This window comes from Streptomyces sp. SD31, assembly GCF_052068475.1.
In the GTDB taxonomy this organism is placed as follows: domain Bacteria; phylum Actinomycetota; class Actinomycetes; order Streptomycetales; family Streptomycetaceae; genus Streptomyces.
The window spans coordinates 43579-56888 of record NZ_JBQHCX010000007.1 but is presented as its reverse complement, the minus strand read 5'-3'; the positions used below and the strand labels follow the sequence as shown (position 1 = coordinate 56888).

At 70.5% G+C, this 13310-nt stretch carries 14 protein-coding genes; 6 read left to right on the top strand and 8 right to left on the bottom strand.

Features of this window, described 5'->3' with window-relative positions:
• Positions 1-131: 131 nt before the first annotated feature.
• Both ACTMVF_RS16660 and ACTMVF_RS16655 read left to right on the top strand, forming a co-directional pair.
• Positions 132-2645 (top strand): DEAD/DEAH box helicase, encoded by a 2514-nt coding sequence (locus tag ACTMVF_RS16660; protein WP_441271819.1) that lies wholly within the window; start codon positions 132-134, stop codon positions 2643-2645.
• Positions 2646-2664: 19 nt separating this feature from the next.
• Positions 2665-3534 (top strand): acyl-CoA thioesterase, encoded by an 870-nt coding sequence (locus tag ACTMVF_RS16655; RefSeq protein ID WP_441271818.1) that lies wholly within the window; start codon positions 2665-2667, stop codon positions 3532-3534.
• Here the strand turns inward: ACTMVF_RS16655 and ACTMVF_RS16650 are convergent.
• Together ACTMVF_RS16650 and ACTMVF_RS16645 are read right to left on the bottom strand one after the other, a co-directional pair.
• Complete coding sequence (locus ACTMVF_RS16650; protein WP_441271817.1) at positions 3521-4438, bottom strand: DUF6397 family protein; 918 nt, start codon at positions 4436-4438, stop codon at positions 3521-3523. The two genes, ACTMVF_RS16655 and ACTMVF_RS16650, sit on opposite strands and share 14 nt — an antisense overlap.
• Before the next feature lie 126 nt (positions 4439-4564).
• A complete protein-coding gene (locus ACTMVF_RS16645) occupies positions 4565-4978 on the bottom strand; it encodes a roadblock/LC7 domain-containing protein (RefSeq protein WP_441271816.1) in 414 nt (137 codons plus the stop codon).
• Positions 4979-5074: 96 nt separating this feature from the next.
• Between ACTMVF_RS16645 and ACTMVF_RS16640 the strand changes: the two genes are divergently transcribed.
• Positions 5075-5503 (top strand): PPOX class F420-dependent oxidoreductase, encoded by a 429-nt coding sequence (locus ACTMVF_RS16640; protein WP_441271815.1) that lies wholly within the window; start codon positions 5075-5077, stop codon positions 5501-5503.
• Between the two features lie 20 nt (positions 5504-5523).
• On the opposite strand, the gene ACTMVF_RS16635 is transcribed toward ACTMVF_RS16640, so the two are convergent.
• The 5 genes from ACTMVF_RS16635 to ACTMVF_RS16615 all read right to left on the bottom strand — a co-directional run bounded on the left by ACTMVF_RS16635 (position 5524) and on the right by ACTMVF_RS16615 (position 10520).
• Positions 5524-6129 (bottom strand): GTP-binding protein, encoded by a 606-nt coding sequence (locus ACTMVF_RS16635; protein ID WP_441271814.1) that lies wholly within the window; start codon positions 6127-6129, stop codon positions 5524-5526.
• Between the two features lie 119 nt (positions 6130-6248).
• Complete coding sequence (locus ACTMVF_RS16630; RefSeq protein ID WP_441271813.1) at positions 6249-6662, bottom strand: DUF742 domain-containing protein; 414 nt, start codon at positions 6660-6662, stop codon at positions 6249-6251.
• 22 nt (positions 6663-6684) lie between these two features.
• Positions 6685-7158 carry a roadblock/LC7 domain-containing protein gene (locus ACTMVF_RS16625; protein WP_441271812.1) on the bottom strand — a complete coding sequence of 158 codons (474 nt, stop codon included), beginning with the start codon at positions 7156-7158 and terminating at the stop codon, positions 6685-6687.
• Positions 7155-9680, bottom strand: coding sequence for a sensor histidine kinase (locus ACTMVF_RS16620; protein ID WP_441271811.1), 2526 nt, complete (start codon positions 9678-9680; stop codon positions 7155-7157). Before ACTMVF_RS16620 ends, ACTMVF_RS16625 begins: the two co-directional genes overlap by 4 nt.
• A gap of 66 nt (positions 9681-9746) precedes the next feature.
• A complete protein-coding gene (locus ACTMVF_RS16615) occupies positions 9747-10520 on the bottom strand; it encodes an MHYT domain-containing protein (RefSeq protein ID WP_441271810.1) in 774 nt (257 codons plus the stop codon).
• Between the two features lie 151 nt (positions 10521-10671).
• Between ACTMVF_RS16615 and ACTMVF_RS16610 the strand changes: the two genes are divergently transcribed.
• Positions 10672-11271, top strand: coding sequence for a class I SAM-dependent methyltransferase (locus tag ACTMVF_RS16610; protein WP_441271809.1), 600 nt, complete (start codon positions 10672-10674; stop codon positions 11269-11271).
• A 4-nt stretch (positions 11272-11275) separates the two neighbouring features.
• Here ACTMVF_RS16610 and ACTMVF_RS16605 read toward each other — a convergent pair whose 3' ends face one another.
• Positions 11276-12031, bottom strand: a complete 756-nt coding sequence (locus ACTMVF_RS16605) for an alpha/beta fold hydrolase (protein WP_441271808.1) — start codon at positions 12029-12031, stop codon at positions 11276-11278.
• 119 nt (positions 12032-12150) lie between these two features.
• Here ACTMVF_RS16605 and ACTMVF_RS16600 point away from each other — a divergent pair, with 119 nt between their 5' ends.
• The gene (locus ACTMVF_RS16600) at positions 12151-12675 is read left to right on the top strand and encodes a PadR family transcriptional regulator (protein WP_441271807.1); all 525 of its coding nucleotides are present in this window, start codon (positions 12151-12153) and stop codon (positions 12673-12675) included.
• A gap of 204 nt (positions 12676-12879) precedes the next feature.
• Entirely contained in the window at positions 12880-13176 is a 297-nt protein-coding gene (locus tag ACTMVF_RS16595; RefSeq protein WP_441271806.1) for a hypothetical protein, read from the top strand.
• Positions 13177-13310: the final 134 nt, after the last annotated feature.

The following is a 13310-nucleotide window of genomic DNA, read 5'->3' as shown; positions in this document are numbered from 1 at the left end:
CCATTCCTCGTGTGCCGCTGTCCAGTTGACCGGGTTCGCTGACGTGTAGTCGGCGACACAGCGTAGCGTTCGCGATCTTCGGCCCTGCAGCCGATTCCCCTGTGGAGCAGGAGGGCAGGCAAGATGGGTGGGTGACCCTCATCGATCAGCTGCCGCCGACCGCCGACCCCGACGCCCTCTACGAAGCCTTCGAGTCGTGGGCCGAGGAGCGTGGCCTCACGCTCTACCCCCACCAGGAGGAGGCGCTGATCGAGGTGGTCTCCGGCGCGAACGTGATCGTGTCGACGCCCACCGGGTCCGGCAAGAGCATGATCGCCGCGGGCGCCCACTTCGCCGCGCTGGCCCGGGACGAGGTCACGTTCTACACCGCCCCGATCAAGGCTCTGGTCTCGGAAAAGTTCTTCGAGCTGTGCAAGATCTTCGGCACGGAGAACGTCGGCATGCTGACCGGCGACGCGTCCGTGAACGCCGACGCTCCCGTCATCTGCTGTACCGCCGAGGTGCTCGCGTCGATCGCGCTGCGCGACGGCAAGCAGGCGGACGTCGGCCAGGTCGTCATGGACGAGTTCCACTTCTACGCGGAGGGGGACCGCGGCTGGGCCTGGCAGATCCCGATCCTGGAGCTGCCGCAGGCGCAGTTCATCCTGATGTCGGCGACGCTCGGCGATGTCTCGATGTTCGAGAAGGACCTCACCCGGCGCACCGGCCGCCCGACGGCGGTGGTCCGCTCGGCGACCCGTCCCGTGCCGCTGTCCTACGAGTACAAGCTCACCCCGATGACCGAAACGCTGACCGAGTTGCTGCAGACCAAGCAGGCGCCGGTCTACATCGTGCACTTCACGCAGGCGCAGGCCGTGGAGCGGGCGCAGGCGCTGATGAGCATCAACATGTGCTCGCGTGAGGAGAAGCACCAGATCGCCGAGTTGATCGGCAATTTCCGCTTCACCACCAAGTTCGGCCGTAACCTCTCCCGTTACGTGCGGCACGGCATCGGTGTGCATCACGCCGGCATGCTGCCCAAGTACCGCCGCTTGGTGGAGAAGCTCGCGCAGGCCGGTCTGCTGAAGGTCATCTGCGGCACGGACACGCTGGGCGTCGGTGTCAACGTGCCCATCCGCACCGTGCTGTTCACGGCCCTGACCAAGTACGACGGCAACCGCGTCCGCACCCTGCGCAACCGGGAGTTCCACCAGATCGCCGGCCGCGCCGGGCGTGCGGGATTCGACACGGCGGGCTTCGTCGTCGCCCAGGGTCCCGAGCACGTCATCGAGAACGAGAAGGCGCTCGCCAAGGCCGGCGACGACCCGAAGAAGCGCCGCAAGGTTGTCCGCAAGAAGGCGCCCGATGGCTTCGTCGGCTGGACGGAGAACACCTTCGAGAAGCTCATCGCCTCCGAACCGGAGCCGCTGACCTCCCGCTTCCGGGTCACGCACACCATGCTGCTGTCGGTGATCGCCCGGCCCGGCAACGCCTTCGAGGCGATGCGGCACCTGCTGGAGGACAACCACGAGCCGCGCAAGCAGCAGCTGCGGCACATCCGGCGCGCGATCGCGATCTACCGCTCGCTGCTGGACGGCGGCATCGTCGAGAAGCTCGACGGGCCGGACCCCACCGGCCGCATCGTCCGCCTCACCGTCGACCTCCAGCAGGACTTCGCGCTCAACCAGCCACTGTCCACCTTCGCCCTGGCCGCGTTCGAGCTGCTGGACCCCGATTCGCCGTCCTACGCCCTGGACATGGTGTCCGTCGTGGAGTCCACGCTGGACGACCCGCGGCAGATCCTCGTCGCCCAGCAGAACAAGGCCAAGGGCGAGGCCGTCGCGGCGATGAAGGCGGACGGCGTCGAGTACGAGGAGCGCATGGAGCGCCTCCAGGACATCACCTACCCCAAGCCCCTGGAGGAGCTGCTCTTCCACGCGTACAACACGTACCGCAAGAGCCACCCCTGGGTCGGCGACCACCCGCTGTCGCCGAAGTCCGTCATCCGGGACATGTACGAACGGGCGATGTCCTTCACGGAGTTGGTGTCCTTCTACGAGCTGGCCCGCACCGAGGGCATCGTGCTGCGCTACCTCGCCGGCGCCTACAAGGCCCTCGACCACAACATCCCGGACGACCTCAAGTCCGAGGACCTGCAGGATCTGATCGAGTGGCTCGGCGAGATGGTGCGCCAGGTCGACTCCAGCCTGCTCGACGAGTGGGAGCAGCTCGCCAACCCGGAGGAGATGACCGCCGAGGAGGCCCAGGAGAAGGCCGACGAGGTCAAGCCGGTCACCACCAACGCCCGCGCCTTCCGCGTCCTCGTCCGCAACGCCATGTTCCGCCGTGTCGAGCTCGCTGCCCTCGACCAGGTCGAGGAGCTGGGCGAGATGGACGCCGAGGCCGGCTGGGACGCCGAGGCCTGGGGCGAGGCGATGGACAAGTACTGGGACGAGTACGAGGACCTCGGCACCGGACCCGACGCCCGCGGGCCCAAGCTTCTGGTGATCGAGGAGGAGCCGGCGAACCGCCTGTGGCGCGTCCGCCAGATCTTCGACGACCCGAACGGCGACCACGACTGGGGCATCAGCGCGGAGGTCGATCTCGCCGCCTCCGACGCGGAGGGCCGCGCGGTGGTCCGTGTCACTGACGTAGGCCAGCTGTGAGCACAGGAGAATCCCACCCATGACGACGAACCCGGCCGAGAGGCTCGTCGACCTGCTCGACCTGGAGCAGATCGAGGTCAACATCTTCCGCGGCCGCAGCCCGCAGGAGTCCCTGCAGCGGGTCTTCGGCGGCCAGGTGGCCGGCCAGGCACTGGTCGCCGCCGCGCGCACCACGGAGGGCGACCGCCCGGTGCACTCGCTGCACGCGTACTTCCTGCGCCCGGGCAGGCCTGGCGTGCCGATCGTGTACCAGGTCGAACGGGTGCGGGACGGCAGGTCGTTCACGACCCGCCGGGTCACCGCCGTGCAGCAGGGCCGCACGATCTTCAATCTCACCGCCTCCTTTCATCAGCCTGAGCAGGCCGGCTTCGAGCACCAGCTGCCGCCGGCCCGCAAGGTCCCGGACCCGGAGTCGCTGCCGACGGTGACCGACGAGATCCGGGAGCATCTGGGCGCGCTGCCCGAGCAGTTGGAACGGATGGCGCGCCGTCAGCCCTTCGACATCCGCTATGTGGACCGGCTGCGCTGGACCGCCGAGGAGGTCAAGGACGCCGAGCCGCGCAGCGCGGTGTGGATGCGCGCGGTCGGGCCGCTGGGCGACGACCCCGTCGTGCACACCTGCGCGCTGACCTACGCCAGTGACATGACCCTCCTGGACGCCGTCCGCATCCCGGTCGAACCCCTGTGGGGCCCGCGGAGTTTCGACATCGCGTCGCTGGACCACGCCATGTGGTTCCACCGGCCGTTCCGCGCGGACGAGTGGTTCCTGTACGACCAGGAGTCACCGATCGCGACCGGTGGACGGGGCCTCGCCCGAGGGCGGATCTACGACGTGGAAGGACGCCTGTTGGTGTCCGTCGTCCAGGAAGGTCTGTTCAGGGCGCTGTAGCCCGGGGCCGGGGGCTTCTGCGACGCAGCCGGCTCAGCAACCCGCGTGGCGGTTCCGGCTCCTCGGGCCGTGGTGAACCGAGGAGCATCGGACGCCCTGGAGTCGGGACCCGCGTCGCCGTCGGACGCGGGGCCGGCCGCCTCTCGCGCGCCATTTCCAGCACTGCCGTCAGTTCGGCCCGCAGCAGGCCGATCTCGTCCGGGTCGTCGGCCGTCATGATCCTCTCGGCGATGTGCGCGGCGGGCGTACCCGGTGCGCCGGATGCCGGCGGCCCTGGCCGGAAGCGGTTCAGATGGGAGCGCTCATAGGGGTCGGGGACGATTTCCGCGATCTGTGCGGGGTCGAGGAAGGCGGCCAGCGCGCCGGCGCTCTCCCACGGGTCGTCAGCCAGCCGCAGCAGGAATCCCCGATGACGTCCCCGCCAGTTGCGCGCCCGCAGATCCACGCCCGCGTCCAGCATGCCGCGCAGCCCTTCGGGCGTACGTCGGGCGTTCAGCAGCGGGGCGTTCTTCTCGTCGGTGGCGAACTGCTTCAGTTCCTCGGCCAGATACAGCCAGACCACGGCCCGGTAGCGGTTGAGGTACCACCTCACCGGCACGACCAGCCCCAGGCGTGCCAGGCGCGTGAACCTGCCGACGGGCACGTCCACGACGCCCGCGCCCTCCGTCGTACCCACCACCTTCACGCGGTCCTGCAACGATTCGGGGAACCCGGCCCCCGAACGCATCCGGTCGATCTCCGACCGCGGGACGCGACGGCCCCCACCTCCCTCGTCCGGCACGGTCCGGATGAGTCCGAGGTGGACGGCGAGGTCCAAGTCTGCTCGCTTCAGGCCGAGTTCGCGGGCGGCGCGGCTCGGCGTGCAGGTGCGGTCGTGCGGTTTCGTGACGGTGTCGCCTGACATGATCGGTCTCCCCCGTGGAGTCAGTGGCTCACGCTGAGTGCGCTCGCCGTGACAAAAACCGTAGCCGGTCGGGCGGATCTCGTGGCGAGCCTGTGGATAACTCCACGGGGGCGGCGAATCAGCAGGTCAGACGTCTGTGATCGGTGCCCGTTCGGGCTGTCGGGCGTCCACGTCGAGGTGCTCGCCGACCCGGTTGACGAGCAGGGTCATCTCGTAGGCGATCTGGCCGATGTCCGCCTCCGCGCCGCTGAGCACGCACAGGCAGCTTCCGGTGCCCGCCGCCGTGACGAACAGCACCGCGTCGTCGAACTCGATCATGGTCTGGCGCACTCTGCCCGCGCCGAAGTGCCGTCCCGAACCCTTGGCGAGGCTGTGCAGTCCGGACGAGACGGCGGCGAGGTGCTCGGCGTCCTCGCGCCGCAGTCCTGTGCTCGCACCCGTCACCAGACCGTCGTTGGACAGCACCAGCGCGTGTCGCACATGATCGACGCGCTCTGTCAGGTCGTCCAGCAACCAGCCAAGTCCCTGGTTCTGCGCCATGTTCCGGTCTCCCCGTGTTGATGTCTCCCCCTGCACCGGAGGGTCTCTTCGCCACCCTTCCCGACGATCCGGCTCGTGGGCAAGGAGGATGGGGGCATGGCGCAGAAGATGACCGATGAGGAATGGCGGGCGTTCGTCTCGCGGGGCACACGCACCGGAAAGTTGTCGACCGTGCGGGCGGACGGGAGTCCGCATGTGACGCCGATCTGGTTCGTGCTGGACGGGGACGAGTTGGTGTTCAACACCGGCAAGTCGAGTGTGAAGGGCCGCAATCTGGCCCGTGACGGCCGGGTGGCGCTGTGCGTGGACGTCGACCGGCCGCCGTACGACTTCGTGGTACTTCGGGGCATCGCCCGGATTTCGGAGGATCCGGCGGAGTTGAGGCACTGGGCCGGTCGTATCGGGGCTCGGTACATGGGCGAGGAACGCGCGGAGGAGTTCGGGGCCCGCAACGGCGTGCCGGGTGAACTCCTCGTCCGCGTCAGGATCGAGAAGGTGCTGGCGGAGAAGGGCGTCGCTGACTGACAACCGTGGGTCGGAAACAGTCAGCTCACGGAGTCGAGCAGCCGGGCGGTGTGCATCCGCCCGGCGTACTCGACGAGGCGGATCAGCACCTCCTTTCCCGAGTCGCGGTCCCGGGCGTCGCAGAGCACCACGGGTGTGCCGCTGTCCAGGTCGAGGGCGCGTGAGACGTCGTGGGCGCCGTAGGTCCGGGCGCCCGCGAAGCAGTTGACGGCCACGACGAACGGGATGTGCCGGTGCTCGAAGTAGTCCACCGCGGGGAAACAGTCCTCCAGGCGCCGGGTGTCCGCGAGGACCACGGCGCCCAGGGCGCCTTGTGACAGTTCGTCCCACAGGAACCAGAAGCGGTCCTGACCCGGGGTGCCGAAGAGGTAGAGGGACAGTCCGGACCGGATGGTGATGCGTCCGAAGTCCATGGCGACGGTCGTGGTGACCTTCTGATCCACGCCGTCGGTGTCGTCCACCAACTGCCCTGCTTCACTGAGCAGTTCCTCGGTGCGCAGCGGCCGGATCTCACTGACCGCGCCCACCATGGTGGTCTTGCCCACGCCGAATCCGCCGGCGACCAGGATCTTCAGCGCCAGCGCGGCCGTCTCGCCGTCGGAGGCGTCGGAGTGCTCGGAGACCATCGATCACTTCTCTCGGGAGTGCCGGCATCGGTCGACGTCACGGTGCGAAGTCAGCATCATGACAACCGCGGCCGTTCTTCGTGGGATTGGAACAGTTTTGACTGGTTCTGGAATCTCATCTACAGCGCCCGCAACCCTTCGATCACCTCGCGCAGAATCCGTTCGTCCGGAAGCTGGGCGGGTGGTACCGGACGGCTGACCGTGACGCAGCCCAGTTCCAGGAGGTCGCCGAGGAGCACTCTGACGACTCCCACGGGCAGATCGGCGCCCGCGGCGAGTTCCGCGACCGACTGCGTCTCCGTACGGCACAGCTCGATGAGGGCCCGGTGTTCCGGCCCGAGCCCGGTGTCGTCGTCGGCTCCGGGCGCGGAGGCGTCCAGGGTGACGAGGGCGATCAGGTCGAAACGCACCCCGGTGGGGCCGGGGTCGGTGCGCCCGCCCGTCATGGCGTACGGGCGGACGAGGGGCCCGGCCTCGCTGTCGTACCACTGGCTGCCCTGCTCGCGCGGGGCGCCCGTCGTGTCCTCGGTCATGCGCGCGGACCGTCCTTCCGGCTCATCCCGCGGCGGGCGGCCGCACTGCCGTGCGCGTCGGCGTGTAGAGGTGCTCGCCGACGCGTTTCACCAGCCGTGCCATCTCGTACGCCACCAGTCCGATGTCGGCGGTCACGGCGGTGAGGACGGCGAGACAGGAGCCGTCGCCCGCGGCCGCCACGAACAGGAAGGCGTCGTCCATCTCCACCATGGTCTGGCGCACCCCGCCGGCGCCGAAGTGCCGGCCCGCGCCCTTGGCGAGACTGTGGAAGCCGGAGGCGACCGCGGCGAGGTGCTCGGCGTCCTCGCGGCGCAGGCCGGTCGACGCGCCCACGGCCAGCCCGTCGTTGGACAGCACCACGGCGTGCCGTACCTCGCTCACCCGCAGCACCAAGTCGTCCAGCAGCCAGTCGAGTTCGCCGGTCCTCCCCCACTCTCGGCTTCGCTCGAGCGGGGGGACCCCCACGTCGGCCCTCATGCTCGGATCCTGGATCATGCGGGGTCTCCTTCGCTGCTGTCGCTGCGCGCTGTGGAATCAGGGGTGGCACGGCGGCCGGGCTGCCTGCCGCCGCCGCGCGCCCAGCCGTCCCGGTAGGCCGCCATGCGGTCCCGCACGAGTTCGGGGGTGCGCTGGTCGTCGTCGCGGGCTGTGGGCGGCTGCGCCGGCTCCTCGGGGCGCCCCTCGCGCAGTTGGGGGGCGAGGCTCGCCTGCCGTACGCGGCGTGGGAGGTCGTCGGAGGCTTCGGAGTCGTCCGGGGGGCGGTGCAGTCGCAAGGTGGTGACTCCGGGGGGTGGGGTGTCGGTCGTGAGGGCCTCCGCCGCGGCCGGCACGGGAGCGACCAGTGCGGGCCGGTCGGCGACCGCGTGGACGGACTCCTGGGGCCGGTCGGCGGCGGGCACGCGTGCGTACGCACGCTCGGCGGGCCGCTCACTGCCCGCCTTCCTCCCGGGGGAACGTTCCGCCATGGCCTCGTGCAGCAGGGCGGTCGGCAGCAGGACGACCGCGGTGGTGCCGCCGTACGGCGAGGTCCGCAGGTGCACCTTGATGCCGTGCCGTGAGGCGAGCCTGCTGACGACGAAGAGGCCGAGCCGGTCGCTGTCGAACAGGTCGAGCGCCTCGGACTGTTCGATGCGCCGGTTGGCCTCGGCGAGGGTCTCCATGCCCATGCCCAGGCCGCGGTCCTCGACCTCGACGGCGTAACCGTTGCCGACGGGTTCTCCGGTGATGCGCACGCGCGTGTGGGGCGGCGAGAACTGGGCGGCGTTCTCCACGATCTCCGCCAGGAGGTGGGTGAGGTCGGCGACGGCCGCGCCGATGACCGACGCCTCGGGGAGCTGTCGTACCTCCACGCGCGCGTAGTCCTCGACTTCGGAGACGGCCGCGCGGACCACGTCGGTCAGGGAGACCGGCATCCGCCAGGCCCGCCCGGGGGCCGCTCCCGAGAGGATGATCAGGCTCTCGGCGTGGCGTCGCATACGGGTGGTGAGGTGGTCGAGCCGGAAGAGGTCGCTCAGTTCGTCGGGGTCGTCGGAGCGCCGTTCCATGCTGTCCAGGAGGCTCAGTTGGCGGTGCACGAGGATCTGGCTGCGGCGGGCGAGGTTGACGAAGACACCGGAGATGCCGCTGGCGAGCTCGGCGCGCTCCACGGCGGCCCGGAGCGCGGCGCGGTGGACGGTGCCCAGGGCCTCGGCGACCTGGCCCGTCTCGTCCTCGGCGGGCGGTCCGGGTGGCGCCTCCGCCCGGACGTCGATCTCCTCGCCGGCGCGCAGCTTGCGCATGGCCTCGGGGAGTTTGCGCCGGGCGATCTCCAGGGCGCCGTTGCGCAGGCTGACCAGCTCGACGACGAGTCCGCGGCCGATGCGCACGGAGATCACGAGAGAGGCGGCGACGGCGGCGAGGCCGAGGAGGACGGCGGCACCGGCCGGGGTGAGCAGACCACGGGTGAAGGGGTCGGCGCTGTCCGCGACTCCGCGCCCGGCGTCCTGCTCGATCGTCCGCATTCCGCCCTGCACGCGTGCGTGTGCCTTGCTCCAGGTGGCTTCCGCCGCGGCGTCGATCGCCCGTACGCCCGGTGCGGTGGCGAGGACCTTGTCCTCGACGGCGGCCACGGTCGCGTAAGCGCTGCCGTCGGCGAGGCTCTGCCAGGCCGCGTGTTCCGGGCCGCGCAGGTCCGCCACGGCGGATTCGGTGAGCGTACGGCGGGTGTCGACGGCGCCGGTGAACAGCCGCAACCGCTCTCCGTCGAGACGCCCGGCGAGGCGTGCGCTGTCCAGCACCACGTCCTCCTGGGCCAGCGCCTCGCCCGCGCGGGCGAATTCGAGCAGCACGCGCGCGTCGGAGCCCAGTTCGGCGTCCTGGATGCCGGTGAGCGCGCCGCCCACCGAGAACGCGCTCGCGATGGTCTTCGTGTACCGCCCATACGTCTCGTCCCAGCCGGAGCGGCGGTCGAGAACTGCACCGCGTACGGTGCTCAGCTGCTCGACACCGGTGACGAAGGCCTCGAGGCGCCGGGCCACCCCGGCGGGAAGCTCCTCGCTGTCGGCGACGGTGCTGCGGTCGCCGAGCCGCAGCTGCGCCACCGCCTTGTCGGTGCCTTCCGCCAGCCCCTTGAAGTCGGCGCTCTGCCCGGCGGAAGGCTCGGTGGCGTAGCGCACCGCGGCCTCGCGCTCGGCCTGGAGGGCGGCGACGGCGGCTGCGACGGGAGCCCTGATCTCGGAGTCGACGCGCTGCAACTGGCGCAGTCTCGCGACGTCCTGCGCGGTGGTGACGGTGGCGTAGGCCCATAGAGCCAGCAGTGATACGACCGGCACCATCAGCAGACAGACAATCTTGGCGCGGACGGTGCGCGGCCGTATCCGCCAGCGCTCCACGCGCGCGGGTGGGGCGTCCGGCGCTGCGCCCGTGAGTTCTTCCGGGCCTTCGTCGGCCGGCGGTCCGGCATGGGCGCGGCGACCGCGCACGGGGGGCGGGGACGGCGTCTCGGCGCCGACTGCGGTGGTCCTACGGGGTGTACGCATGGCCTCCTCGCTCGGAAGGGGTTCGGGGGCGGGCCTTTCCGGGCCGTCACCGGTCCGGACCCGCCGCTAGCCGACGACGCTCTCGACCGACCGCTGGGCCGACGCGGATGCCTCGCGCTCCCTCGTTGTGGGCGAGAGCGCGACGAACGCCGAGGTCAGGAAGAGGTAGGAACCGAGGCCGACGGCGAGGGGGAAGATGAACTGCATCGCCGTGGCCCCGGGCAGGACGTCACCCGAGGGCGTGACGTTTACGCCGACGGCGAACATCCCGGTGTAGTGCATGCTGCTGACCGCCGCGCCCATGATCAGGGAGGCGATGGTGACGGCGACGGGCGACTTGATGTTGAGCGCCGCCCACAGGGCCGCCGTGGCCGCGACGACGGCGATCAGGACGGAGAGGCCGACGACGACGGGGTCGTAGGTGACGTCGCCGTGGAGTCGTACGGCGGCCATACCCAGGTAGTGCATGCTCGCGACGCCGAGCCCGGTGGTGAGACCGCCGAGGAAGAGCGCGCGGGTCCGGTCACGGCCGTAGCCGACGGCGAAGACGCCGGCGCAGACGACGGTCATGGCGACGAGCAGGCTCACGAGGGTGAGCGGCACGTCGTAGCGGATGTCGGTGCCACTGACGCTGAAGCCCAGCATGGCCACGAAGTGCATGGTCCAGATGCCGGTGCCGATCGCCGAGGCCGCGGTGACGAGCCAGTTGCGGCGCGACCGGCCGGTGGCGGCGAGCGCGCGGACGGTGCACCGCAGGCCGAGCGCGGCGCCTATGCAGGCCATCACGTACGACAGCAGGGGGGTAAGCCAGCCCAGGGCGGCGTGGTCCAGGTGTCCCATGACCCCGGGACGCTAGGGGGGCATGGGCGCACGAAGGGGGCGCGTTTCGAAAGCTGTTGGAATATGACACACACATGCACCGGAACGATCGCGTCACGCTCGAACGTGTGCACAGCGACGTCATCCGTGCCGGTGAGGGATCATGCGAAACATGAGCGACGACCACACGCACGTGCAGGAGTTCTTCACCGCCCGCGCCGCCGACTGGGACAGTCGGTTCCCCGACGACGGGCCCGCCTATGCGGCGGCGGTCGCCGAGCTCGGGCTGCGCGAGGGCGGTCGCGTGCTCGACGCGGGCTGCGGCACCGGGCGGGCCCTGCCGCCCCTGCGTGCCGCTGTGGGGCCTTCGGGGGTGGTCCTGGGGGCCGATCTGACCCCGGCCATGCTGGAGGCCGCCGTACGGGCCGGACGCGACGCCGACGGGCGGTTGCTGCTCGCCGACGTGGCCGCACTGCCTTTGCGGTCGGAGTCGCTCGACGCCGTGTTCGCGGCCGGCCTCATCGCGCACCTGCCCCATCCTGCGACGAACCTGCGGGAGTTGGCCCGTGTGGTGCGCCGTGGCGGCATGCTCGCACTGTTCCATCCGATCGGCAGGGCGGCACTCGCGGCACGCCAGGGCCGCCGGATCACGCCGGGCGACCTGCGCGCCGAGCCCAACCTCCGGCCGCTGCTGGCCGGTTCCGGATGGCGCATGACGTCGTACGTCGACGAGGACGACCGCTTCCTGGCACTGGCCGTACGGGAGTCCTGACGTCTCAGCTCAGCCCGGCGACGGCCGCCACGAAGGCGTCGGGGTTGTCGAACATGACGTTGTGGCCGGAGCCGGGAACGGTCACCACGCGCACGCCCGCGGCCTCCAGGGTTCCCCTGCCCGGGAGTTCACCGCTGAGCTCGCCCTGAAGGTACACGCGGTCGATGGTCAGCCCTTCGAGGATGTCCCGCATGATCGGCTCGGAGCCTCGCCTCAGCCCCACGGCGCTGCGGTGCAGGGCGCGCGGGTCGGCCAAGCGCATGGTCGCCGCCCACAGCGGCCCGACCGCGTCCAGCACGCGCGCGTGCGCCCCGCCGACGAACTCCTCCTCCTCGTAGGCCGTGATCCATGCGCTCCCCGCGGCAAGCGGAGGCGAGGCGTCGAGGTTGGCCTCGGTGAGGACCAGGCGGGAGACGAGGTCGGGCCGACGGTGGGCGAGTACGAGGGCGACGGAACCGCCCATGCTGTGCGCGACCAGCTCCGCACCGCTCAGCTCCGCCGCGTCCAGGACCTCCGCGAGGGCGTCGGCGTGCTCCTCCAGCCGGTACCCGAAGTCCTCGGGACGATCGCTGGTCCCGTGCCCCGGCAGGTCGACGAACAGGCTCCGTCGCCCCGAGAGTTCGGGCCGAGCCGCGACATGGGCGTGGTACACGGAGGACACCGCGCCCAGTCCGTGCACATACACGCGCGCGGGCCCCTCCCCCGGGGTCTCCGTCCAGCGGATGCAGCTGCCCTTGCCGTCGAACTCGGCCTGCCTCATCGCGTCTTCCCTTGGAGCCTTGGTCACCACTCCCTCCACGATATACATCGACACCGATGTATCAAGAGACGGATGTACACCAGCTCCGATATACCGCGGATCTGAGCGAGAATGTGGGCATGCTGGAGCTCGCCATCCTCGGATTCCTCTACGACGCCCCGCTCCACGGCTATGAGCTGCGCAAACGCATCGCGGCGCTGACGGGGCATGTGAAACCGGTCGCCGAGAGCACGCTGTACCCCGCGATCAAGCGGCTGGAAAAGGCGGGCCTGCTGGCCCGTGCCACGGAGCCCGGAGCAGTGGCCGCTCCGCGCCATGTACTGACGCTGACCGAAGCGGGCCGGCGGGACCTGCGCCACCGGCTCGCCGAGCCCGACCCGCGTGACATCAGCGACGAGAACCGGTGGTTCACGGTGCTCGCCTTCCTGCGGCACCTGGACGATGCGGCCGCCCAGTCCGCCGTACTACGACGTCGGCTCGCCTTCCTCGAGGAGCCCGCCAGCTTCTTCTACGACGGCGACCGGCCGCTGCGCGCCGAGGAACTGGACGATCCCTTCCGGCGCGGCATCCTGACCATCGCGCGGGCCACGTCCCGAGCCGAACTCGCCTGGCTGCGCGAGACGATCGCCTCACTCGGCGACTGACCGGCCGATGTGCCGCGTGGGACGCCGGCGCGTCACGTGGGGCAGCGCCGGACGCCCGGAAGCAGCCGGGTGCCGGATCTGCGCGAGCCGCTCGCAGGGCTTCCCCGTGCCGTCCCCCTTCTGCCGCTGAGGCTCCAACTCTACGTTGAGTGGGGGAAGATGGACGATCAACCAGGTGAGCCACACAGGGGGAAGGCGGTCATCATGTGGGGCAGGGTGCGCAAGTCGTGTGCGGGATTTTTCCGATCCATGCGCACGGAGGCGGACACCGGCAGGGACAGGCAGACGCACAACCTCTTCGAGGCCGCCGCCGTATACGTGTCGGCCTGTGCGGAGGACGATCAGGAGCAGATCGACGAGGCCGCCGGCTGGGTGTCTCCGGAGGCGCTGTCGTTCGGCGTGAGCGAGCTGGCGTGCCGGGCCGTCATCGCGCTCGCCCGGGAGCGCGACGAGTCGCCGCAGACCGTCGCCAGGTCCCTCCTCGGGCTGCCGGCGGCCTGACGGTGCGGGCAATCGCGGTCGATTCGCCCCGTCCGGTCGGAAAACTGCAGCTCCGGGTGTGCTTGGGAGTCGTGACAAGCGGCTTCCGGTCGCACTAGGGTGCGCGCCGATGGACGAACCGATGGGGAGGCTGG

Coding starts and splice junctions, on each gene's coding strand:
- ACTMVF_RS16625 (WP_441271812.1), bottom strand. CDS start 7,158: ATGATCCAGGATCCGAGCATGAGGGCCGACGTGGGGGTCCCCCCGCTC.
- ACTMVF_RS16655 (WP_441271818.1), top strand. CDS start 2,665: ATGACGACGAACCCGGCCGAGAGGCTCGTCGACCTGCTCGACCTGGAG.
- ACTMVF_RS16630 (WP_441271813.1), bottom strand. CDS start 6,662: ATGACCGAGGACACGACGGGCGCCCCGCGCGAGCAGGGCAGCCAGTGG.
- ACTMVF_RS16650 (WP_441271817.1), bottom strand. CDS start 4,438: ATGTCAGGCGACACCGTCACGAAACCGCACGACCGCACCTGCACGCCG.
- ACTMVF_RS16615 (WP_441271810.1), bottom strand. CDS start 10,520: ATGGGACACCTGGACCACGCCGCCCTGGGCTGGCTTACCCCCCTGCTG.
- ACTMVF_RS16610 (WP_441271809.1), top strand. CDS start 10,672: ATGAGCGACGACCACACGCACGTGCAGGAGTTCTTCACCGCCCGCGCC.
- ACTMVF_RS16605 (WP_441271808.1), bottom strand. CDS start 12,031: ATGAGGCAGGCCGAGTTCGACGGCAAGGGCAGCTGCATCCGCTGGACG.
- ACTMVF_RS16640 (WP_441271815.1), top strand. CDS start 5,075: ATGGCGCAGAAGATGACCGATGAGGAATGGCGGGCGTTCGTCTCGCGG.
- ACTMVF_RS16645 (WP_441271816.1), bottom strand. CDS start 4,978: ATGGCGCAGAACCAGGGACTTGGCTGGTTGCTGGACGACCTGACAGAG.
- ACTMVF_RS16600 (WP_441271807.1), top strand. CDS start 12,151: ATGCTGGAGCTCGCCATCCTCGGATTCCTCTACGACGCCCCGCTCCAC.
- ACTMVF_RS16620 (WP_441271811.1), bottom strand. CDS start 9,680: ATGCGTACACCCCGTAGGACCACCGCAGTCGGCGCCGAGACGCCGTCC.
- ACTMVF_RS16595 (WP_441271806.1), top strand. CDS start 12,880: ATGTGGGGCAGGGTGCGCAAGTCGTGTGCGGGATTTTTCCGATCCATG.
- ACTMVF_RS16635 (WP_441271814.1), bottom strand. CDS start 6,129: ATGGTCTCCGAGCACTCCGACGCCTCCGACGGCGAGACGGCCGCGCTG.